This is a genomic window from Streptomyces sp. MGP-BFMKR1, assembly GCF_057766585.1.
This window is the reverse complement of the sequence record NZ_CM173408.1, coordinates 4759820-4779175: the sequence shown is the minus strand read 5'-3', so window position 1 is coordinate 4779175 and position 19356 is coordinate 4759820. Positions and strand designations below refer to the sequence as shown.

Sequence of the window (19356 nt, the reverse complement as noted above, 5' to 3'; positions counted from 1 at the left end):
ATCGTAGTGAGGGCTCACAGCAATTGGAGACGGGCCCTCAGCAAATCCCGGGATTTGGCCGGAGACAAGCTGTCCGAACGCAGCCGCTCCATCGCCCGCTCGTATTGCGTGACCTCTTCGCGCTTGTCGAGGTAGAGCGCGCTGGTGAGTTGCTCCAGATACACGATGTCCGGCAGGTCGGGTTCCGGAAAGCGCAGCATCGTGAAGGCCCCGCTCTCGCCGGAATGGCCACCGAAGCTGAACGGCATGACCTGGAGCGTGACGTTCGGCTGCTCGGACACCTCGAGCAGGTGCCGCAGTTGGGCGCGCATCACCGTCGCGTCACCGTACGGCCGGTGCAGCGCCGCCTCGTCCAGTACGGCGTGAAACTCCGGGGCCCGCTCGGAGACCAGCAGCTTCTGCCGCTCAAGGCGGAGCGCCACCCGCCGGTCCACCTCGCTCGCGCACGCGTCGCGCTGCCCACGGGCGACGACCGCGTGCGCGTAGTCCTCGGTCTGCAACAGGCCGTGGATGAACTGCACCTCGTAGACGCCGATATGGGAAGCGGCGCCCTCAAGGCCGACGTACGTCTGGAACCAGCCGGGCAGTACGTCGCCGTAGCTGTGCCACCAACCCGCCACATTGGCCTCCCGGGCGAGTCCGAGCAGCGCCGAACGTTCCGCCTCGTCCGCGACCCCGTAGAGCGTGAGCAGGTCCTCGATGTCACGTGCCTTGAAGCTCACCCTGCCCAACTCCATGCGGCTGATCTTGGACTCGGAAGCACGGATCGAATAACCAGCCGCCTCACGCGTGATGCCACGCGATTCGCGGAGTCGTCGGAGCTGAGAGCCCAGGAGGATGCGGCGCACTACCGATCCACTCGACTCACTTGTGGCCATTTCCGTGACCCTCCCTGTACGTTCCGTACCCGCCCGGGCACGCCCCCACGGACCCTCGGCCGCGAAGTCTGCCACTTCTAGGCTCCGTTGAGTGCGCATCTCATTACCCAGATGTGAGATGGACGCAAGTGACCTTGAGAAGAATTCCCCGCCAACGAGCCCAGTTCGGAGCAAACCGGCCACGTGCACGTGCATCTGCCCTTGCATCTGGTCCGGACATTGGGAATCCTGGAGCTCGCGCACGTGCACGCTGTTTGCAGATCCAGCCAGGGTCGTCACGGCCACGAATGCCAGGAGTGCCTCGCATGGGGATCAAAGGATCGACCATGGTCGAGCCGTTATGGCAGGGCCTGCCTCCCATCGACCCCTCGGCGCTCTCCAACTCCGCGTCCTGCGCGCTGGCAGCCCGCTACGACGCCGTCAAGGGCGCTCGCGAGTTCACCCGCGCCACCCTGCACGGCTGGGACCTGACCCAGCTCTTCGACGACGTGGCGCTGGTCGTGTCGGAGCTGGTCACCAACGCACTGCGGCACGCGCTGCCCGGCGAGGACCGCGAGAGCCTCGGCTCCCGCCCACAAGCAGGCCATGGGGTCGGTCACGGGGGCGGCCCCATGGCCGTTGTCGAACCGGCCGTGCGGCTGCACCTGATGCGGTGGACCTCGCGGCTGGTGTGCGCGGTGCGCGACCCGAGCGAGGTCAGCCCGGTCACCGGCGACACGGCCCTGTTCCCCGAACTCAACGGGGCGGCCGAGTCCGGCCGCGGGCTCTACCTGGTCGAGTCGTTCAGCGATAGTTGGGGCTGGCACCCGCTGGCGGGAACGCTGCGCGGCAAGGTCGTCTGGGCCCTGTTCCAACTCCCCCGCAGCGAGGGCTGACCCCCGCGACCGCCGCCCGACACCGCCCCGCGCCCCGAACCAACGGCGCGGGGCTGTCCGCCTGCCCGGCGCCACCCCGCCGGGGCGGGCCCTCGCGGGGCGGGGTCTGGCCGGGCGGGTCCTCACGGGGCGGGGCCCTGCCGGGCGTACGGGTCTGGCCGTCCCGCCACCGCGCGCCCCGGCGCGGTCCCGGTGGGGAGCGCGGCGGACAGCGCGGTGGGGCCGCGAGGTTGGCGCATATGACTACGGAAGCCCCGTGCGGTCCGTGCCGGGCCACGGGGGCGGCTGAGTGGCCGGGGCCGGGCCGCGCGCGGGACGGCCGGGGCGGGGCCTGTCCCCCGACCGGCTGACGCTCCAACGGCGCCATCACCCCATAGAGCGACCCGAAGCGGCGCCAACGCACCGCGCCCACGAGCCCGACGGCCCCGCCCACGGGACCCCTTCGACCCCGTCCACCGCGCGTGGACGCGCGGCGGGGAGAAGCCGGGGCCCGACGACGGCCCGGCGTCCGCGCGTCCCGTCGGGCCGACTCCCTCCAGCGTCTACCGCCCCCACCCCAACCGCACCAGTACGGGCTACGTCGCGCCCGGTTCCCCGGGGCCGGCCAGCCCGGCCGGCCCCGAAACGCGCCGCGCCGCGCCCCCCGGCCGGCACCGGCTCGCGAGGTGGCGCGGGGCCGGCGCCGGGGCCGCTCGGCGGTCGCGGGTGGGACGGCTGCGGGCCGGCGGCCGGTGCGCGGACGCCGTCGGGCCGCCCCGGCTCATCGCCCCACGCGCACCGGAAATGCCGCGATCGGGACGCGCAGCCGACCGGTTCGCCCGGGCGAATCCCGGGATTCCGCCGCCCGGTGGGCATTCAACGGGCCCGGGCGGGGGCCGGCCAGCGACGCGGCGGGCTCAGCGCGATAGGGGTCAATCACCCACCAGGTGGTCAAACTCCCCGTCCTTCACGCCCAGCAGCATGGCCTCGATCTCAGCGGGCGTGTAGACGAGCACCGGACCGTCCGGATAGCGGGAATTACGGACGGCGACGTTTCCACCCGGCAGTCTCGCGAATTCAACGCAGGAACCCTGTGAATTGCTGTGCCTGCTCTTCTGCCAGGCGACCCCCGGGAGGTCCGTCGCCGCCATGCCGTTATACGCGTGGTGCACAGAACTCTCCGTGGGTGATTGCAGTCGTCAACTACCCCGGATCATAGTCCCGTTCATCTGCTGATGCATGAGCGGATGCACGTGCACGCGGCGTACCCGAATGATCACCGCGCGGCGTAAGGCAACAACGCCATCTCGCGGGCGTTCTTGATCGCCCGCGCCAACTGCCGCTGCTGCTGGGCGGAGACGCGCGTCACCCGGCGACTACGGATCTTGCCACGATCGGAAATGAACTTACGGAGCAGGTCGGTGTTCTTGTAGTCGATATACGAGACGCCAAGCACGTCCAAGGGGTTGGGCTTCGGCTTCAGGTTTTTGCGGAGCTGTGCGGAACGAGCCATGGGAAAGAGCGGTCCTTTCGGGAGAGTTCGGGCGAATTCAGCGATGCGGGAGCGCGCGGAAGGGCGCGGAAGGTAGCGATCCGTACGGCTAAGTACGGGGACGCGTACTCCGCGTGGTGGCGCCACGTACCGCGGAGTCGGCGTACGCGTTCTCATGTGCCCCGCGGTTATCGCGGGGTGCCGCGCGGGGCGGTTCGGGCCGGAATCGGTAAGTCCAGCACGGTGGGCGTGGAGACGGGCACGCTCGGTGCGGACGCATTCACATGCGGATGTGAATGGAGGTCTTCGCTGAGACGCGTATCACCGGCATGGGTACGTGAATCGCGGGTAAACGAGAGCGAATTCAGAGAACGGGGTCGAGGAGTTCGTCGAACGCGCCCGGCAGGGAACGCCACGCCGCGTGGCCCGCCGCGTATTCCGCGTCCGTCAACAGGCACGACTCGAGCAGCGCGACCAGCCCGGCACGGTCGAGCTCCGGCGAGGTGAACGTCAGGTGCTGGGCCCGGTCCCCGTGTTCGGGGTGCCAGTCGAGCGCGGCGGCCACCCGGCGCACCGGCGGGACCAGCTCCCAGGCCGCGTCCGGCAGCCCGGCCAGCCACGGGCCGGCGCTCTCCACACACAGCGCGCCGCCCGCCGCGTCCCACGACAGCAGCGTGTCCGGCCGGTCCGCGAGCCAGAACCGGCCGCGGCTGCGGGCCGCCGCGCAGGTCAGGTCCTCAAGGGCGGCGTACAACCGCCCCGGGTGGAAGGGGCGCGTCCGGCGCCAGACCAGGGTGGCGACCCCGTCCGCGTCCGCCTCCTGCGGCAGCAGTGCGCACGCCGGGTGCTGCCGGCCGGCCGCCGCGTCCACGTCGAAGGCGGCGAGCGCCGCCGCCGCGAGGTCGCCCACCGCGTCGACCGACACCAGGCGGGCCGTCGGGTGCAGTTGGGCCACGAGCGCCCGCCCGGTCGCCTCCTCCGCCGCCACCTCCTCGGGTGAGTCCGCCGCCGCGCCCTCGGCGTCCGCGTCGCCGGGCACCAGGGCCAGCACGGACGGGTACTCCACCTGTCGCGCCCAGGTGTCGCCCACCGTCCGCTGGTCGGACTCCGCCACCGCGAGGCCGGCCTGCGCCAGGTCGTCGCCGCAGGACAGGTACGGCACGACGAGCGCGGGATCGACGGCCGCGAGCACGCCGCCCAGGCGCAGCCCTGGCTGGTCCGGCGCCGCCTGCGCCGCGGCCACGGCCTCGGCCACCGACTGCGGCTCGACCGCGTCCCACAGCTCCACGACGGCCAGCGAGAACCAGCCACCCGCGGCCAGCCGCTCCAGCGTCGGCACCAGGTCGGCGCGGAGCGCGCAGCAGGCGCAGTCGTTCACCATCGGCGCCGTGCCGTGCTCCAGGACCTCCCGGTGGTCGCGCACCGTGCGGCGCACCGCGCCCTCGCCGGCCGTCGCCAGGTCGTGGTGGACGGCGACGCTGCCGGGCACGGCGCGCAGCAGTCGCTCGACGGTCGCGCGGCGCGCGTCCGCGTGCAGCCCGGCGACGATCGCCACGGTCAGCGCGTCCCGGCCCATCAGCGGGCCCCCCGCCTGCCGTACCGGCGCTCGAACCGCTCCACCCGGCCGGCGGTGTCCAGGACGCGCGCGGTGCCGGTGTAGAAGGGGTGGCTCGCCGAGGAGATCTCGACGTCGATGACGGGGTACGTGTTGCCGTCCGGCCAGTCGATGGTCCTGTCGCTGGTGGCCGTGGACCGGGTGAGGAAGGCGTAGTCGGCCGCGCGGTCGCGGAAGACCACCGGGCGGTACGGGGGGTGGATGCCGGGCTTCATGGCGGGACTCCTGGTGTGGCCGGGCGCGCGGCGGGGCCGCGGGCGGTGGGTGGTCGGGGGCGGGTCAGCGCTCTTCCCGGAAGGTGACGTGCCGTCTGACGAGCGGGTCGTACTTCCGGAGCTGGAGCCGGTCGGGGTCGTTGCGGCGGTTCTTGCGCGTCACGTAGGTGAAGCCGGTGCCGGCGGTGGAACGCAGTTTGATCACTGGGCGTAGTTCGTTTCGGGCCATGGCGACTACTATACAGAAATGGTTTCCATTTTCATTAGGCCGATCGAGCCCGGTTCCGGCCCCGTCCGAGGAGGCGACCCGCCAGGTCGGCGCACTGCCAGTTGACGGGCCGCGCGCCCGCGTTCGGCCGCTCCATCTCGCACTCGCACCGGCGCACGCCCCGCCGCTTCGACCCCACCATCCAGCGCAGGCGCTACTGGCTGCCGAGCGAGCGGCGCTTCGTGCGGCTCACGCTGAGCGCCAAGGGGGTCAAGACGGTGGACGCGCTGGGCATCGAGGCCGCCGTGGCCCGCGTCCGCGCCCGAGGGGAGAAGGTCCGATGGCCAAGCAGAGCAAGATCGCCAAGAACGAGCGGCGGCGCCTGGTCGTCGCGCGGTACGCGGTGCGGCGCGCGGCCCTCAGGGCCGTGATCCGCGACCCGCGCACCCCCGACGAGGAGCGCCGCGTCGCGCGGCGGGAGCTGAGCCGCCAGCCGCGCGACGCGAGCGCCACCCGGGTGCGCGACCGGGACAGCGTCGACGGCCGCCCGCGCGGCTACCCGCGCGCGTTCGGCCTGTCCCGGCTCAACCTGCGCGAGCGGGCCCACGCGGGCTACCTGCCGGGGGTGCGCAAGGCGAGCTGGTGACCGGTCCCGCGCCCCGGGGCGGACAATCCCGGGGCGCGGCCACTCCGGGCCGCACGGCCTCGGGGCCCGGGGCGGCGGGGACGGCCCAAGGCACCGCACGCGACCCGCCGGGCTACGGAAAGAACCAGGTCAGACGCCAATCGGCGTAAGGGGCTCCGGTTCTGGCCACGGGATTGTCAGACCCCCCTGGGAGACTCCGTGGCATGAGATGGGCGGTGGCAGAGGCGGACGACGGGGGTGTGCGCCTCTGCCCGCTCGACGACGCGGGGCGGCCGAGCGGGCCGGTCCACCAGGCGCGCGACCTGGTGTCCGCGGTGCGCGAGCGGCCGGAGGTGACGCGGTGGGTGTGGCGGTCCACCGCCGAGGTGTACGGCCGCCTGCTCGCCGCGGGCGTGCGGGTGGAGCGGTGTTACGACGTGGAGGTCGCCGAGACGCTGCTGCTCGGGTACGCGGGCCAGTGGGGGCGGCAGCCGCGCTCGCTGGCCGCGGCGTGGGCGCGGCTGCGCGGGCTGCCGGTGCCGGACGACCCCCCGGTGCGCACGGCCGACACGCAGCCGTCGCTGTTCGAGGCGGGCCCGCCGCCGCTGCCGCCGGGCACCGACCCGCTGGAGGCGCTGCTCGCGGTCTACGCCGACCAGGTGGAGCGCACGGCGGCCGTCGAGCGGCCGGAGCGGATGCGGCTGCTCATCACGGCGGAGTCGGCCGGCATGCTCGTCGCCGCCGAGATGCGGCGGGCCGGCGTGCCCTGGCGGGCCGACGTGCACCGGCAGGTGCTGGCCGAGCTCCTGGGCGAGCGGTACGCGGGGGGCCAGGAGCCGCGGCGGCTGACCGAGCTGGCGGACGAGGTCTCGCGGGCGTTCGGCAGCCGGGTGCGGCCCGACCTGCCCGCCGACATCGTCCGGGCGTTCGCGCGCGCCGACATCCGGATCGGCTCGACGCGCGCCTGGGAGCTGCGGGAGATAGACCACCCGGCGGTGGAGCCGCTGTTGCGGTACAAGAAGCTCTACCGGCTCTACACGGCGCACGGCTGGTCCTGGCTCCAGTCCTGGGTGCGCGACGGGCGGTTCCGGCCCGAGTACCTGCCGGGCGGCACGGTGTCCGGGCGCTGGACCACCAACGGCGGGGGCGCGCTCCAGATCCCCAAGGTGGTGCGGCGCGCGGTGATCGCCGACCCGGGGTGGCGGCTGGTGGTGGCCGACGCGGAGCAGATGGAGCCCCGCGTGCTCGCCGCCATCTCGCGGGACCGGGGGCTGATGGAGGTCGCGGGCAGCGCGCGCGACCTGTACGCGGCGCTGTCCGACCGGGCTTTCGCCGGCGACCGCGCGCAGGCGAAGCTGGCCCTGCTCGGCGCGATCTACGGGCAGACCTCGGGCGACGCCCTCAAACACCTCGCCGACCTGCGCCGCCGCTTCCCCGCCGCGGTCGCCTATGTGGACGAGGCGGCCCGCGCCGGCGAGGAGGGCCGCCTGGTGCGCACCTGGCTGGGCCGTACCTGCCCCGCCGCCTCGGAGGGGCTCGACGCCGGGTCGGACGAGGCGGGGCTGCCCCAGGCGGAGGAGACCGCGCCGGCGGAGGGCGCGGGGCCCGCCGGGGCCGCGGGTTCCGCGGGGGCGTACGGGGTCGGCGCGCGGGCGCGGGCCCGTGGGCGGTTCACCCGCAACTTCGTCGTACAGGGCAGCGCGGCCGACTGGGCCCTGCTGATGCTCGCCGCGCTCCGGCGCGAACTGGCCACGCTCCAGGCCGAGTTGGTGTTCTTCCAGCACGACGAGGTGATCGTGCACTGCCCGCTGGAGGAGGCGGCCCAGGTCACCGAGGCCATCCAGGCCGCCGCGGACCTCGCGGGCACCATAGCCTTCGGCACCACCCCGGTCCGCTTCCCGCTGACCCCGTCCGTGGTGACCTGCTACGCGGACGCGAAGGACTGAAAGGACCGAAAGGACTGAAGGGCTGAAAGGGCTGCGGCGGACACCCGGGGCGGATGAGGGCGCGCACCGGGGCGGGGTCGTCGCCGCGCGGCACGCGGCCCGGACCGGGGGTTCGGCACGCGGCCCGGGCCGGGGTTCGGCGCGCGGGGCGTGGGCGGGCACGGTGATGAGGGGTCATGCGGGCGGCGTAGTCCAGCGCGCGCGGGGGCCGGGGGGCTCGGACGATGAGCGTGGGGCCGCCGGGCGGGCGGCTCCGGTGTCGCCCGGGCGAGTGGGATAAGGGAGTGCCTCGTGAGCCTCAGCCTTGAGCAACTGTGCCGCTGTTCGGTGGCCGTCGATCTCGGCGCCGCCCGGACCCGGGTCTACCTCAAGGAGGTCGGGCTCATCGTCGACCAGCCGACCGTCGCCGCGGTGAACACCCGTACCGGCTCGCTCATCGCCGTCGGCTCGCTGGCCGAGCGGATGACGGGCCGCACGCCCGGGCACATCCGCGTCGTGCGACCGGTCAGCGGCGGCACCGTGGTGGACATCGACATCGCCCAGCGCATGCTGCGGTTCTTCGTCGGGAACAAGGTGCGCCGCGCCTGGCGGCGCAAGCCGCTGCTGCGGGCCGCCGTCTGCGTCTCGCACGACGCCGACCCGCTGGCCCGGCGCGCCGCGGCCGAGACGCTGGCCGGGCTCGGGGCGCGCCGGGTCGAGCTAGTGGACACGCTGATCGCCGCGGCCGTGGGGTGCGGGCTGCCGGTGGAACGGCCCGAGGCCACGATGATCGTCGTCTGCGGCGCGACGACCACGCACATCGCGGTGCTGTCCATGGGCGCGATCGTGGCCGCGGAGAAGATCCCGGTGGGCGGCGACATCATCGACCGGGCCGTCCTCGAACACCTCCGAACCCGCCACGAACTGCTGCTGCCCGGCCAGAGCGGGCACCCGTTGCACGAGGTGCTGCGCGGCGCCGACCCGTCCGTCGGGGGCGCCGAGGTGCACGGCAGGGACGTGACCACCGGGCTCTCCAAGTCCGTCTACGTGGACGCCGCCGACGTACGGGCCATCGTGCGCTCGCCGCTCACCGGCGTGTTGGACGCCATGCGGGCCGTGCTCCGACGCTGCCCGCCCGACCTGGTGGCCGACCTCGCCGACCGGGGCGTCGTGCTCGCGGGCGGCAGCGCGCGCCTGGCCGGCCTGGACGAACTGCTCGCCCAGGGCACCGGCATGCACACGCACGTCGCCGACCGGCCCGACCTGTGCGCCGTCGAGGGCCTGGGCGCCCTCCTGGAGGGCAAGGTCCAGCCGCTTCCGCTCGGGCCGCTGAGCCACTGAGGTAGCTGAGCCACCGAGGTACCGGGCGAGCGCGTTCGGCCGCGCGGGCGCCGGGCGGCTCGGCGCCCGCGCGGGACCGCCCGGCCGGCGCGAGCACGCGACGGCGGCGCGAGCGGACAACGGCGGCGCCGGCGGATTGTTCAGGCGCGGGCGCCGCTGGCTGAACAACCCTCATGGGCAGTGGACTTGAGCCGTACCCGCCGTGCGACGAGGGGCGGGTCCGGCCTCGCCCGGAGCGCGCACCGCTGCCCCGACGCGTGCCCCGGCCGTGCCGTCGCGCACCGCCACCGCCCCTCGTGGACACGGCCCCACCGCGACACGGGCTCCGATCGCCGAGGCGCGCCGGGCCTAGCAGGGAGAGCGTCATGGACACCGTCGTCGGCATCCTCATCATCGCGCTGTTGGTCATAGCGCTCCCGGTGCCCGCGGTCATCACCTGTCTCAAGGGCAAGTACGGCATGTTCGTCCTCGGCTTGTTCGCCCATCCCTGCTGGTGGTTCGCGACCTGCCGGCTGGCCCGGCCGGACTCGTTCTGGGCGCGGCACTACTACGACGAGGAGAAGTTCACCTGGGCACGTCACCGGTACGACGAGCCCGGTCTGCCCCACCCGACGTTCCCCGCGCCCGTCTCGCCCGCCGCCCCCGAGGGCGGGCGTCGCTGGCGGACGCCGGAGGCGGGGGCCGGGCGGGGCGGACACGACGAGGGGACATAAGCCGCACAAGGCGCAGCGGGAACTTCCGAAGGGCGTTCGGTGGTTGTCTGGGTGGTTCAAGCCCCGATGCGTAGCGCGCAAGGAGACAGTCATGGCCCTGTGGGACCGGTTGAAGGACTCCGCCCAGACGATGCAGACGCAGTTGCAGGCCAAGAAGACCGAGCTCAAGAGCGGGGCGTTCCGCGACGCCAGCATGGCGATGTGCGCGCTGGTGGCCGCGGCGGACGGGTCCGTCGACCCGGCCGAGCGGCAGCGCGTGGCGGCCCTGATCGCCTCGAACGACGTCCTGCAGAACTTCCCCGCCGACGACCTCCAGCGGCGCTTCGACGAGTACGTGGGCCAGTTGACCCGCGACTTCGCGATGGGCAAGGTCGGCGTCCTGCAGACGATCGGCAAGGTGCAGAAGAAGCCGGTCGAGGCGCGTGCCGTGCTCCAGATCGGCATCGTCATCGGCGGCGCCGACGGCGACTTCGACAAGACGGAGCAGGGTGTGGTCCGCGAGGCGTGCTTCGCGGTGGGCATCGACCCCTCGGAGTTCGACCTCTGAGGGTCGCTCCTCGGCGCGTTCGGCGTGCCGAGTGGCGCGTCCTCGCGCCGGTGGCGCGTGCGCGCGCCGTCCGTATCGTGCCCGCCACCGCGCACGCGCCCCCTGGGTGAGTGCGCGGCGGCGGGCACGCGTGCTTCCGCGCTCCGGCGGCTCCCCGGCCCGGCCCGGCGGGCGGGCCGCTGACCGCCGCCGGGTGCCGTGCCGTGCCGTGGCGTTCCTACGGCGGCGTCGGCGCCCGGTGCGTGAACGTCTTGCTGCGCATCAGGAAGTCGCCGAGGTAGCCGTCGTGCGGCAGCCCGGGGACCAGCACGTGCGTCGGGTGGTCGCCGACGTGCAGGTTGCGGATGGTGGGCTCGTCCAGCAGCCGGGCGATCAGCTCCTGGTCGGAGGTGAGGGCCGTGAGCACGATCGTGTTCCGCAGCGGGCCCACCCCGTCCTCCCGGCTCCACGGCGCGACCCACACGCACGGGAACGGCAGCTCAAGCCGGGCCTGCGGCGCGTTCGCGTGCGGCAGTTCGAACACCGCCGGGCGCAGCACCGCCGCGCCGTCGCCGAGTTCGTCGACCACGGTGTCGCCGCCGAGCCACGCCGTGGCGCCCGCGGCCTCGGCGTGCAGGAACTTCTCCAGCTCGCGCGCCGCGTCCACCCGCCGCACCGGCAGGACGGCCGCCGCGGACTCCGGCGCCAGCGACGGCAGCCCCGCCAGCCGCTCGGCGATGGCCCGCGCCACCGGCGCCGGGTCGCCCTCGACGAAGACGGCCGTGGTGTTCACGCAGGCGGCGCCGGCCTGTTCGCTGACCGAGGCGACGATCGTGTCCAGGTGGCGCGGGACGTCGGCGTCCGCGGTGACGAGGATCTTGGCCCGGCCCGGCCCGTGCGGCAGCACGGTCGTGCTCGCGCGGTACGCGTCCACCACCGCGTCCCCGCCGTACACCATGGCCAGGTCGGCGCCGGCGACCAGGTCGTCGGCGACGCCGTGGTCGCTGGGCAGCAGGACGACGCGGTCCGTGCCGAACCCCGCCGCGTGCAGCGCGGAGACCAGCCGGTGGGCGCTGAGCGGCTCGCGCCGCGAGGGGCGTACGGCGACGCGGTAGCCGAGGGCCAGCGCCTCCGCCCACTGCTCGTGGATGCCGGGGTGGTTGCCGGCGGCCAGCACGGCGAGCACGTCACCCCGCCGGATCCACACCGCGTTGCTGGCGCCGTACGAGGTGTCCCGGCTGCCGCGCGGCCTGGCCTGGCCGGCGAAGCCGTACGCGCCGGCCAGGCCCGTCGCGACGGCCCGGGTCGCCTCGCGCACGACCGCGATCGGCAGGCCGCTGACCCGGGTGACGGCGTGCTCGTACTCCTGGACGGTCAGGCCGTTGACGGTGGCGGAGCCGAACAGCCGGCCGGCCTCGGCCAGCGCCGCCGTCCGCTCGCCCACGGGCAGTGGCCGCGCCCGCCGCAGCGCCGCCAGGCCGCGCCGTACGTACAGCCGGGGCACCAGGCTCAGCTCAGCGACCGGGTGGCCGGTGACGTCGTGGACGGTCTCCCTCGCCTGCGAGCGGTAGGGCCCGTTCGGGCCGAGGGCGTCGAGGTGGATCAGTTCCGGGGCGTCGGACACGGGTCAGTACACCCCCTCGACCACGGCCGTGCCGGCGAACGTCGGGACCGGTCTGATGTCGGCGACCGCGTCACCGCCGAAGCCCGGGGCGCCCGGGAGGCGCAGCGCGGTGTCCCGTTCGAGGTTGTTGGGGATCAGCATGGCGCGGCTGACGTGGTTCATGACCACCTGGCCGCGCTCGCCGTACGGCACCGTCTCCCCGGTGTCCGGGTCCACGACGCGCATGCTGAGGAACGGGTACGGCGGGTCGAAGGTGGACGGGGCGTCGGCGGCAAGACCGGCCCGCTCGTACATGCCGCCGCCGACCATGGTGCTGCCGTAGAAGCCGAGTAACTGGGCGTCGGGGAACACCTCGTCTCGGAGGAGGCCGCGGGTGTCGACGCTCATCGAGGCGCCGCCCCAGATGAGGGTGCGCACCTTGCGGTTGATGAGGTCGGCCATCTCCTCGTGGTCGGCCAGTGCCTCAAGGAGCGGCGGCGTGGTGAAGACGACGCCGACGTCCTGGCTCCGCAGGATCCACTCGACCTGGTCCAGAACGTGTTCCAGGTATCTCCTGGTCTCCTCGGACCTGCCCTGCGCGACGCACTTCTTGGCCCATCGCGGGTCGAGGTCGACGGAGAACGGAACGCCGCCCCGGCGGTGCGCCATGGTGCGGCTTATCGGGCCGAATATGTGCGGGCCGCTCGGGCCGATCGTCAGCCAGTTCACGTCGCGCGGGACGCCTCGGTCGTCAAGGACCTCGCTGTGCCAGGCACACAGCCGCTCGTGGTGGTCGGGAAGCCAGGCGACGCGTTTGGGAGAGCCGGTCGTGCCGCCGCTCTCGTACACGTCCAGTGGAATGCGTTCGTCCCCGTATCCGCGCGGTACGAGATCCGCTATCCGGACGTCACGTAACTCGTCCACGATGTTCGGGAAAAGCGCGAGATCGGCCTCGGTGCGAATGTCCGCGCGCGGGTCGAAGTCCAGGGTTTTGGCCCGCTCAAGCCAGAAACGGGAACCCGTTTTCGGGTTGAAGTGCCATTCCATGGCGGCGGCGAGCAACTCCGACATGGCCGGCGGTTGCGACCAGGCCGCGTCGAGCACCGAGGGGGCCGGCGTCGCCGGTACGGCCTTTCGGTGGGTGGATCGGGTGGCCCGCTCGGTGAGCACGTCGGCCACCGCCGCCGCCACCCGGTCCGCCTCGTCGTGGCTCATCACCAGGGGCGGGCTGAGCAGCACGGCGTTCGGGTTGTTGCGGACGATGACCCCGGCGCGCTCGCGCACCAGCGGCGGCACCCACGCGGCGGACGGCGGCTCCCCGGTGTCCGGGTCCCGGGTCAGCTCGACGGCGATCATCATGCCGACCTGCCGGACCTGCCCGACGATGGGCAACTCCTCCAGCCGGCGCAGCCGATCCCCGAGGTGGCCGCCCACGTCGGTGGCGGCCGTGAGCAGGTCCTCCCGCTCCACGATGGCCAGGTTCTCCAGGGCCACCGCGCAGGCGGTGGGGTGGCCGCTGTAGGTGTAGCCGCCGACGAAGCCCTCGTCGCGGGTGACGACGTCGGCCACCCGGTCGGCCACCAGCAGCGCGCCCAGTGGGACGTAGCCCGAGGTCAGTCCCTTGGCCGTGACGATGAAGTCGGGCGCGACGCCCAGCGCTTCGGCGGCGAACCACCGCCCGATCCTGCCGAACGACGTGATGACCTCGTCCAGGATCAGGAGAATCCCGTGCGCCGAGAGGAGTTCGCGCACCCGAGGCCAGTAGTCGGCGGGCGGCTCGACCACGCCGGCCACGCCGAGGATCGGCTCGCCGATCATGACGGCGATCCGCTCGGCGCCGATCTCCTCGATCGTCTCGCGCAGTTCGCGCAGGCAGAACTCGGTGGGGTCCTCGCCGCCGTACAGCTCCGGGTGGAAGGGCATCGGCGGCGTCAGGTGCCGTACGTTCGGCATCATGGGGCCGAAGCCCTGGTGGAACATGGGGAATCCGGTCGCCGCCGCGCCACCGTACGTGATGCCGTGGTAGCCGAGGTTCCGGGCAAGCACCCAGGTGCGCTCCGGTTCGCCGCGCCGGTGGTGGTAGAGCCGGGCCATGCGGAGCGCGGCGTCGACCGCTTCGGCGCCGCCACTGGTGAAGTACACCCGCTCCATCGGCGCGGGCGCCAGCTCGATCAGCCGGTCCGCCAGGTGGATGGAGGGCGCGTTGGTGAACTCGTGGAAGCTGCTGTAGTAGGCCAGTTGGGACATCTGCCCGGCCGCGGCCTCGATGAGTTCGCGGCGGCCGTGGCCGACGTGCGCGAGCATGAGCCCGCCGGTGGCGTCCAGGTATTCCCTGCCGTGCGCGTCGCGTAACCGACAACCGTCACCCTCGACCATGACGACGCGTTCCGTGGAATCGCCGGGCAGATGGGGGTGGATCAATCGGGACTGGTCCTTTTTCACCAGTGCGTCTGCGTCGATGAGCGGAGGCGTCGCATTGAAGGGCTTCATCGCATCCTCACGTCAATAACGGGAGCAGAAAGTTCCATTCCTAGCGCATTGTGCGGAGACGCCCAGTGTGCAGCAGCGGGGCGGGAAAAGGCAGAGTTCCGGGCGACGGGTCCATCATGTGGAAGTCCCCACGCCTGTCTTATCCGGGGCGAATTACTGTGAATTCCCCGTTCCGCCGTCAACGGCCCGATCCGCCGCCCACGGGCCCCACAGACGCCGCCGGCCGCCGTCCCCGGTGGAGGGGCGGCGGCCGGTCGCGGCCCGCGAAAGAGACGGGGCTGGGGTGAGAAGGGGCTGGGATGAGAAGGGGCTGAGGTGAGACCGGGCTCAGGCCAGGGTGGCACCGCCGCGCCGGGCGAAGCTGGCCATGATCGTGTTGTGGAACGGACGGATGACGGTGAAGTACCGCTTGCCCGAGGGCTGGTTGTAGCGGACGACGGTGCTGCACGCGCCCTCGGTGCCGTGCGCCCCGTCGCGTACGACGAAGATCACCCGGTAGCTGAGGTGCTTGTCGTCCTTGCCCGCCACCACCTCGTCGGCGCGGACGTCGATGACCCGCATCGGGCCGAGCTTGGCGCCGGGGACGACCTCGCCGGGCTCCTGCACGGCGCCGCCGCGCAGGCCGAACGGCTTGACGATCTTGTCGCGCAGGGACATCAGGGCGATGACCCACTTCGGTGGCGAACTCATCATGGCCTTGGCGAACTCGGCCGGGGTGGTACCGGGGGCGACGTCCACCGCCACCGTGTCCACGTGATCGACACCGCCCAGGCTCTTCTCCCCGCTCGGGCTCACGGCCTCGGCGGACTTGCGGACGACAGGTCCTCGCGCCACGTCGCTCTCCTTCTGCGTGCCTGCTGGCTTGTTTCGGTCTCGGCCCAAGGCTCGCACGCGCGCGCCCGCGCGCTCCGCGCACGCGCACACCGCTCGCCCCGCTCCCCCGGCGCCCGCCCCACCACAGCGGGCGGGCGCCGCGCGGTCGCTCACACGGTGGCGAGCTTCTCGTCCTTGATCTGGCAGATGACGGCACCGGCCGACACGGAGGCGCCGACGGCGGCCTCCAGGCCGTGGATGACGCCGGCGCGGTGGGCGTTGAGCGGCTGCTCCATCTTCATGGCCTCCAGGACCACGATGAGGTCGCCCTCCTCCACCCGCTGGCCCTCCTCGACCGCCGCCTTGACGATGGTGCCCTGCATCGGGGAGGCCAGCGCGTCGCCGGTGACCGCGCTGCCCGCGCTCCTGGTCTTCTTCCGCTTGGTCTTGCCCGCGCCGCCCGCCGCGCCGTTGCCGTTGGCGGTGGTGGGGGCGAAGCCGAGTGAGGCGGGGAGGGAGACCTCAAGGCGCTTGCCGCCGACCTCGACCACCACGGTCTCGCGGCCCGCGCCCTCGCTCTCGCCGTCCTCACCAACGCTCTCGCCGGGGACGAAGGGCTTGATGTCGTTGACGAACTCCGTCTCGATCCACCGCGTATGCACCGTAAACGCATCCGTCGAACCCGAGCGCTCGGGGGCGAACGCGGGGTCGGCGACCACCGCGCGGTGGAAGGGCAGCGCGGTGGCCATGCCCTCGACCTCGAACTCCTCCAACGCCCGCGCGGCCCGCTCCAACGCCTGCCGCCGCGTGGCACCGGTGACGATCAACTTCGCCAACAACGAGTCCCACGCCGGCCCGATCACCGACCCCGACTCCACGCCCGCGTCCAACCGCACCCCAGGACCCGAGGGCCCCGCGAACCGCGTCACCGTCCCCGGCGCCGGCAAGAACCCACGCCCCGGGTCCTCACCATTGATACGAAACTCGAAGGAATGCCCCCGCACCGGCGGATCGTCATACCCCAACTCCTCACCATCGGCGATCCGGAACATCTCCCGGACCAGGTCGAGACCGGTGACCTCCTCGGTCACCGGATGCTCCACCTGAAGACGCGTGTTGACCTCAAGGAAGGAGATCGTGCCGTCCTGACCGACCAGGAACTCACACGTGCCAGCGCCCACATACCCGGCCTCACGCAAGATCGCCTTCGACGCCCGGTACAACTCCGCGTTCTGCTCCGCGGACAAGAACGGCGCCGGGGCCTCCTCGACGAGTTTCTGGTGCCGGCGCTGGAGGGAGCAGTCACGGGTGGAGACCACGACCACGTTGCCGTGCTGGTCGGCCAGGCACTGGGTCTCCACATGCCGCGGACGATCCAGGTAGCGCTCCACGAAGCACTCACCGCGCCCGAAGGCGGCCACGGCCTCACGCACGGCCGAGTCGTAGAGTTCGGGAACCTCCTCCAGCGAGCGGGCCACCTTCAACCCACGCCCACCGCCACCGAAAGCCGCCTTGATCGCGATCGGCAGGCCGTGTTCGCGAGCGAAGGCCACCACCTCCTGCGCGCCGGAGACCGGGTCGGGAGTACCGGCGACCAGGGGCGCGCCGGCGCGTTGGGCGATGTGGCGGGCCGCGACCTTGTCGCCCAGGTCCCGGATGGCCTGCGGCGGCGGACCAATCCACGTCAACCCCGCGTCCAGTACCGCCTGGGCGAAGTCCGCGTTCTCCGACAGGAAGCCATAGCCGGGGTGGACCGCGTCCGCGCCGGACTCGGCCGCCGCGGCCAACACCTTGCCCATGTCCAGGTAACTGGTGGCCGGAGTGTCACCACCCAACGCGTACGCCTCATCAGCAACCCGCACATGCAACGCGTCCCGATCCGGGTCCGCGTACACCGCCACACTCCCGATCCCGGCATCCCGACAAGCACGGGCAACACGGACAGCGATTTCGCCACGGTTGGCGATGAGCACCTTGCGCATGGGTCTCCGATTCCCTCTTCCCACCGGCCGCGTCACCCGGTTCGGGTGCGTCGGCTCCGCTGACGGCGCCGCCAGCGTCGTCACCTTCGTCAACGGCCGAGTGCCGTCAGGCGTGCCGGCCGCGGCGGGTCGACCGCCCGCCGCGGCGGCCCGCGTCCCGGGCGCCCCGGGTAAGGCGCCGCTCATGAGGTCCACGACCCGGGCGCGCGGTAGCCGAGGGCGCCGGCGCGGCCGGGGCCCGGGTGGTCCCAGCTCACCCGGGGGCGGCCCGGGCCGCGCGCAGGGCCGCGGCGCGCGCCCTGGGCCAGGGCGGCGAACACCGCGGCGAGCGCGGCGACTTCCTCGGCGCCCGGCGCGCCGCGTACGACCCGCAGGTGGGCGTCGGCGGCCAACTCGGACGGGGTGCCGGCGGTGGGCTGCTCGTGGACGGCGCTGGGCGCGCCGCCGTGCCTGGTCGCGCCCATCACACCGGCGGGTTTCCGTGCTTGCGGGAGGGCAGGTCGGCGTGCTTGGTGCGGAGCATGGCCAGCGAGCTGATCAGCGCGGAGCGGGTCTCGCGCGGGTCGATGACGTCGTCCACCAGGCCGCGTTCGGCCGCGTAGTACGGGTGCATCAGCTCGGTCTGGTACTCCTTGATCTTCTGCTGGCGCACCGCGTCCGGGTCGTCGGCGGCGGCGATCTCGCGGCGGAAGATGACGTTGGCCGCGCCCTCGGCGCCCATCACGGCGATCTCGTTGCTGGGCCAGGCGAGCGAGACGTCCACGCCGATGGAGCGCGAGTCCATGACGATGTACGCGCCGCCGTACGCCTTGCGCAGGATGACCTGGACGCGCGGGACGGTGGCGTTGCAGTACGCGTAGAGGAGCTTGGCCCCGTGCCGGATGATGCCGCCGTGTTCCTGGTCGACGCCGGGCAGGAAGCCGGGCACGTCCACGAGGCTGACCAGCGGGATGTTGAAGGCGTCGCAGGTCTGTACGAAGCGCGCGGCCTTCTCGCTGGCGTGGATGTCCAGGACGCCGGCGAGCGAGGCGGGCTGGTTGGCGACGATGCCCACGACGTGGCCGTCGAGCCGGGCCAGGGCGCAGATGATGTTGGTGGCCCAGGTGGGTTGGACCTCGAAGAAGTCGTGGTCGTCCACGATCTCCTCGATGACCTGGCGCATGTCGTACGACCGGTTGGGGTCGCCGGGCACCAGGTCGAGCAGCGCGTCGGTGCTGCGGTCGGCCGGGTCCTCGGTCTCCTCGACGGGCGCGGTCTCGCGGTTGTTCTGCGGCAGCATCGACAGCAGGTAGCGGACCTCTTCGAGGCAGCTCTCCTCGTCGTCGTAGGCGAAGGCGGCCACGCCGGAGACGGAGGCGTGCACGTCGGCGCCGCCGAGGCCGTTCTGGCTGATCTCCTCGCCGGTGACGGCGCGCACGACGTCGGGCCCGGTGATGAACATCTGCGAGCTCTCGCGGACCATGAAGACGAAGTCGGTCAGCGCGGGGCTGTACGCGGCGCCGCCGGCGCAGGGGCCGAGCATGACGGAGATCTGCGGGATGACGCCGGAGCAGCGGGTGTTGCGCTGGAAGATGCCGCCATAGCCGGCGAGCGCGGTGACGCCCTCCTGGATGCGGGCGCCGGCACCGTCGTTGAGGGAGACCAGCGGGGCGCCGGCGGACTCGGCCAGGTCCATCAGCTTGTGGATCTTCTGCGCGTGGGCCTCACCGAGCGCGCCGCCGAAGATCCGGAAGTCGTGGGCGTAGACGAAGACGGTGCGGCCGTGCACGGTGCCCCAGCCGGTGATGACGCCGTCGGTGTGCGGCTTCTTGTGCTCCAGGCCGAAGCCGCTGGCGCGGTGTCGGCGCAGCGTCTCGATCTCGTGGAAGGAGCCCTCGTCGAGGAGCAGGTCGATGCGCTCGCGGGCGGTGAGCTTGTTCTTGGCGTGCTGGCGCTCGGTGGCGGCCGGGTCGCCCGCGTAGATGCCTTCCTTCAACTCCCGGAGTTTCAGGAGCTGTTCGGGCAGTCCGCCGGTGCTCGGGTCCTCGGGCAGGTCGTCGGTGGTGATCCGCCGATCGTCGGTGATGCTCATGGTGC

18 protein-coding genes and 1 pseudogene are annotated in these 19356 nt (G+C 72.8%); 7 read left to right on the top strand and 12 right to left on the bottom strand.

Features of this window, described 5'->3' with window-relative positions:
* Window positions 1–14: 14 nt before the first annotated feature.
* Window positions 15–878, bottom strand: a complete 864-nt coding sequence (locus AC3CHW_RS18630) for a helix-turn-helix domain-containing protein (protein ID WP_187089241.1) — start codon at window positions 876–878, stop codon at window positions 15–17.
* Between the two features lie 305 nt (window positions 879–1183).
* On the opposite strand from AC3CHW_RS18630, the gene AC3CHW_RS18625 reads away from it, so the two are divergent.
* The gene (locus AC3CHW_RS18625) at window positions 1184–1753 is read left to right on the top strand and encodes an ATP-binding protein (RefSeq protein WP_488467203.1); all 570 of its coding nucleotides are present in this window, start codon (window positions 1184–1186) and stop codon (window positions 1751–1753) included.
* Between the two features lie 911 nt (window positions 1754–2664).
* On the opposite strand, the gene AC3CHW_RS18620 is transcribed toward AC3CHW_RS18625, so the two are convergent.
* From AC3CHW_RS18620 to rpmG, 5 genes are all read right to left on the bottom strand, one after another.
* Window positions 2665–2904 carry a DUF397 domain-containing protein gene (locus tag AC3CHW_RS18620; protein WP_176162521.1) on the bottom strand — a complete coding sequence of 80 codons (240 nt, stop codon included), beginning with the start codon at window positions 2902–2904 and terminating at the stop codon, window positions 2665–2667.
* A 104-nt stretch (window positions 2905–3008) separates the two neighbouring features.
* The gene (gene rpsR / locus AC3CHW_RS18615; protein ID WP_176162522.1) at window positions 3009–3245 is read right to left on the bottom strand and encodes a 30S ribosomal protein S18; all 237 of its coding nucleotides are present in this window, start codon (window positions 3243–3245) and stop codon (window positions 3009–3011) included.
* A 343-nt stretch (window positions 3246–3588) separates the two neighbouring features.
* A complete protein-coding gene (locus tag AC3CHW_RS18610) occupies window positions 3589–4800 on the bottom strand; it encodes a GTP-binding protein (protein WP_488467202.1) in 1212 nt (403 codons plus the stop codon).
* On the bottom strand, window positions 4800–5054 hold the full coding sequence (locus AC3CHW_RS18605) for a type B 50S ribosomal protein L31 (protein WP_488467201.1): 255 nt from the start codon (window positions 5052–5054) through the stop codon (window positions 4800–4802). Before AC3CHW_RS18605 ends, AC3CHW_RS18610 begins: the two co-directional genes overlap by 1 nt.
* 64 nt (window positions 5055–5118) lie before the next feature.
* Window positions 5119–5283 (bottom strand): 50S ribosomal protein L33, encoded by a 165-nt coding sequence (rpmG, locus tag AC3CHW_RS18600; protein WP_176162525.1) that lies wholly within the window; start codon window positions 5281–5283, stop codon window positions 5119–5121.
* Window positions 5284–5384: 101 nt separating this feature from the next.
* Here rpmG and rpmB point away from each other — a divergent pair.
* From rpmB to AC3CHW_RS18570, 6 genes and pseudogenes are all read left to right on the top strand, one after another.
* Window positions 5385–5600, top strand: a pseudogene (gene rpmB / locus AC3CHW_RS18595) (50S ribosomal protein L28); the annotation flags it as partial.
* Between the two features lie 2 nt (window positions 5601–5602).
* The gene (gene rpsN / locus AC3CHW_RS18590; protein WP_488467200.1) at window positions 5603–5908 is read left to right on the top strand and encodes a 30S ribosomal protein S14; all 306 of its coding nucleotides are present in this window, start codon (window positions 5603–5605) and stop codon (window positions 5906–5908) included.
* 203 nt (window positions 5909–6111) lie between these two features.
* The gene (locus tag AC3CHW_RS18585; RefSeq protein ID WP_488467199.1) at window positions 6112–7833 is read left to right on the top strand and encodes a bifunctional 3'-5' exonuclease/DNA polymerase; all 1722 of its coding nucleotides are present in this window, start codon (window positions 6112–6114) and stop codon (window positions 7831–7833) included.
* A gap of 291 nt (window positions 7834–8124) precedes the next feature.
* Window positions 8125–9153 (top strand): rod shape-determining protein, encoded by a 1029-nt coding sequence (locus tag AC3CHW_RS18580; protein ID WP_398608080.1) that lies wholly within the window; start codon window positions 8125–8127, stop codon window positions 9151–9153.
* Window positions 9154–9518: 365 nt separating this feature from the next.
* A complete protein-coding gene (locus AC3CHW_RS18575; RefSeq protein ID WP_488467198.1) occupies window positions 9519–9866 on the top strand; it encodes a hypothetical protein in 348 nt (115 codons plus the stop codon).
* A 91-nt stretch (window positions 9867–9957) separates the two neighbouring features.
* Window positions 9958–10413, top strand: a complete 456-nt coding sequence (locus tag AC3CHW_RS18570) for a tellurite resistance TerB family protein (protein WP_398608082.1) — start codon at window positions 9958–9960, stop codon at window positions 10411–10413.
* A gap of 217 nt (window positions 10414–10630) precedes the next feature.
* On the opposite strand, the gene AC3CHW_RS18565 is transcribed toward AC3CHW_RS18570, so the two are convergent.
* The 6 genes from AC3CHW_RS18565 to AC3CHW_RS18540 form a co-directional block, all read right to left on the bottom strand.
* The gene (locus tag AC3CHW_RS18565) at window positions 10631–12016 is read right to left on the bottom strand and encodes an aldehyde dehydrogenase family protein (protein ID WP_488467197.1); all 1386 of its coding nucleotides are present in this window, start codon (window positions 12014–12016) and stop codon (window positions 10631–10633) included.
* A gap of 3 nt (window positions 12017–12019) precedes the next feature.
* Window positions 12020–14416 (bottom strand): aminotransferase class III-fold pyridoxal phosphate-dependent enzyme, encoded by a 2397-nt coding sequence (locus AC3CHW_RS18560; protein WP_488467196.1) that lies wholly within the window; start codon window positions 14414–14416, stop codon window positions 12020–12022.
* A gap of 396 nt (window positions 14417–14812) precedes the next feature.
* Complete coding sequence (locus AC3CHW_RS18555) at window positions 14813–15319, bottom strand: DUF2867 domain-containing protein (protein ID WP_398608085.1); 507 nt, start codon at window positions 15317–15319, stop codon at window positions 14813–14815.
* Window positions 15320–15468: 149 nt separating this feature from the next.
* Complete coding sequence (locus AC3CHW_RS18550) at window positions 15469–17280, bottom strand: acetyl/propionyl/methylcrotonyl-CoA carboxylase subunit alpha (RefSeq protein WP_488467195.1); 1812 nt, start codon at window positions 17278–17280, stop codon at window positions 15469–15471.
* Window positions 17281–17462: 182 nt separating this feature from the next.
* Window positions 17463–17744 (bottom strand): acyl-CoA carboxylase epsilon subunit, encoded by a 282-nt coding sequence (locus tag AC3CHW_RS18545; RefSeq protein WP_187087961.1) that lies wholly within the window; start codon window positions 17742–17744, stop codon window positions 17463–17465.
* Window positions 17744–19351 (bottom strand): acyl-CoA carboxylase subunit beta, encoded by a 1608-nt coding sequence (locus AC3CHW_RS18540; RefSeq protein WP_187061895.1) that lies wholly within the window; start codon window positions 19349–19351, stop codon window positions 17744–17746. The genes AC3CHW_RS18545 and AC3CHW_RS18540 overlap by 1 nt, the downstream gene beginning before the upstream one ends.
* Window positions 19352–19356: the final 5 nt, after the last annotated feature.

What these genes read in the sequence shown, in the direction of transcription:
- AC3CHW_RS18545 (WP_187087961.1), bottom strand. Translation starts at nt 17,744, where the DNA reads ATGGGCGCGACCAGGCACGGCGGCGCGCCCAGCGCCGTCCACGAGCAG.
- rpmG (WP_176162525.1), bottom strand. Translation starts at nt 5,283, where the DNA reads ATGGCCCGAAACGAACTACGCCCAGTGATCAAACTGCGTTCCACCGCC.
- AC3CHW_RS18585 (WP_488467199.1), top strand. Translation starts at nt 6,112, where the DNA reads ATGAGATGGGCGGTGGCAGAGGCGGACGACGGGGGTGTGCGCCTCTGC.
- AC3CHW_RS18575 (WP_488467198.1), top strand. Translation starts at nt 9,519, where the DNA reads ATGGACACCGTCGTCGGCATCCTCATCATCGCGCTGTTGGTCATAGCG.
- AC3CHW_RS18540 (WP_187061895.1), bottom strand. Translation starts at nt 19,351, where the DNA reads ATGAGCATCACCGACGATCGGCGGATCACCACCGACGACCTGCCCGAG.
- AC3CHW_RS18625 (WP_488467203.1), top strand. Translation starts at nt 1,184, where the DNA reads ATGGGGATCAAAGGATCGACCATGGTCGAGCCGTTATGGCAGGGCCTG.
- AC3CHW_RS18610 (WP_488467202.1), bottom strand. Translation starts at nt 4,800, where the DNA reads ATGGGCCGGGACGCGCTGACCGTGGCGATCGTCGCCGGGCTGCACGCG.
- AC3CHW_RS18605 (WP_488467201.1), bottom strand. Translation starts at nt 5,054, where the DNA reads ATGAAGCCCGGCATCCACCCCCCGTACCGCCCGGTGGTCTTCCGCGAC.
- rpsN (WP_488467200.1), top strand. Translation starts at nt 5,603, where the DNA reads ATGGCCAAGCAGAGCAAGATCGCCAAGAACGAGCGGCGGCGCCTGGTC.
- AC3CHW_RS18550 (WP_488467195.1), bottom strand. Translation starts at nt 17,280, where the DNA reads ATGCGCAAGGTGCTCATCGCCAACCGTGGCGAAATCGCTGTCCGTGTT.
- AC3CHW_RS18630 (WP_187089241.1), bottom strand. Translation starts at nt 878, where the DNA reads ATGGCCACAAGTGAGTCGAGTGGATCGGTAGTGCGCCGCATCCTCCTG.
- AC3CHW_RS18570 (WP_398608082.1), top strand. Translation starts at nt 9,958, where the DNA reads ATGGCCCTGTGGGACCGGTTGAAGGACTCCGCCCAGACGATGCAGACG.
- rpsR (WP_176162522.1), bottom strand. Translation starts at nt 3,245, where the DNA reads ATGGCTCGTTCCGCACAGCTCCGCAAAAACCTGAAGCCGAAGCCCAAC.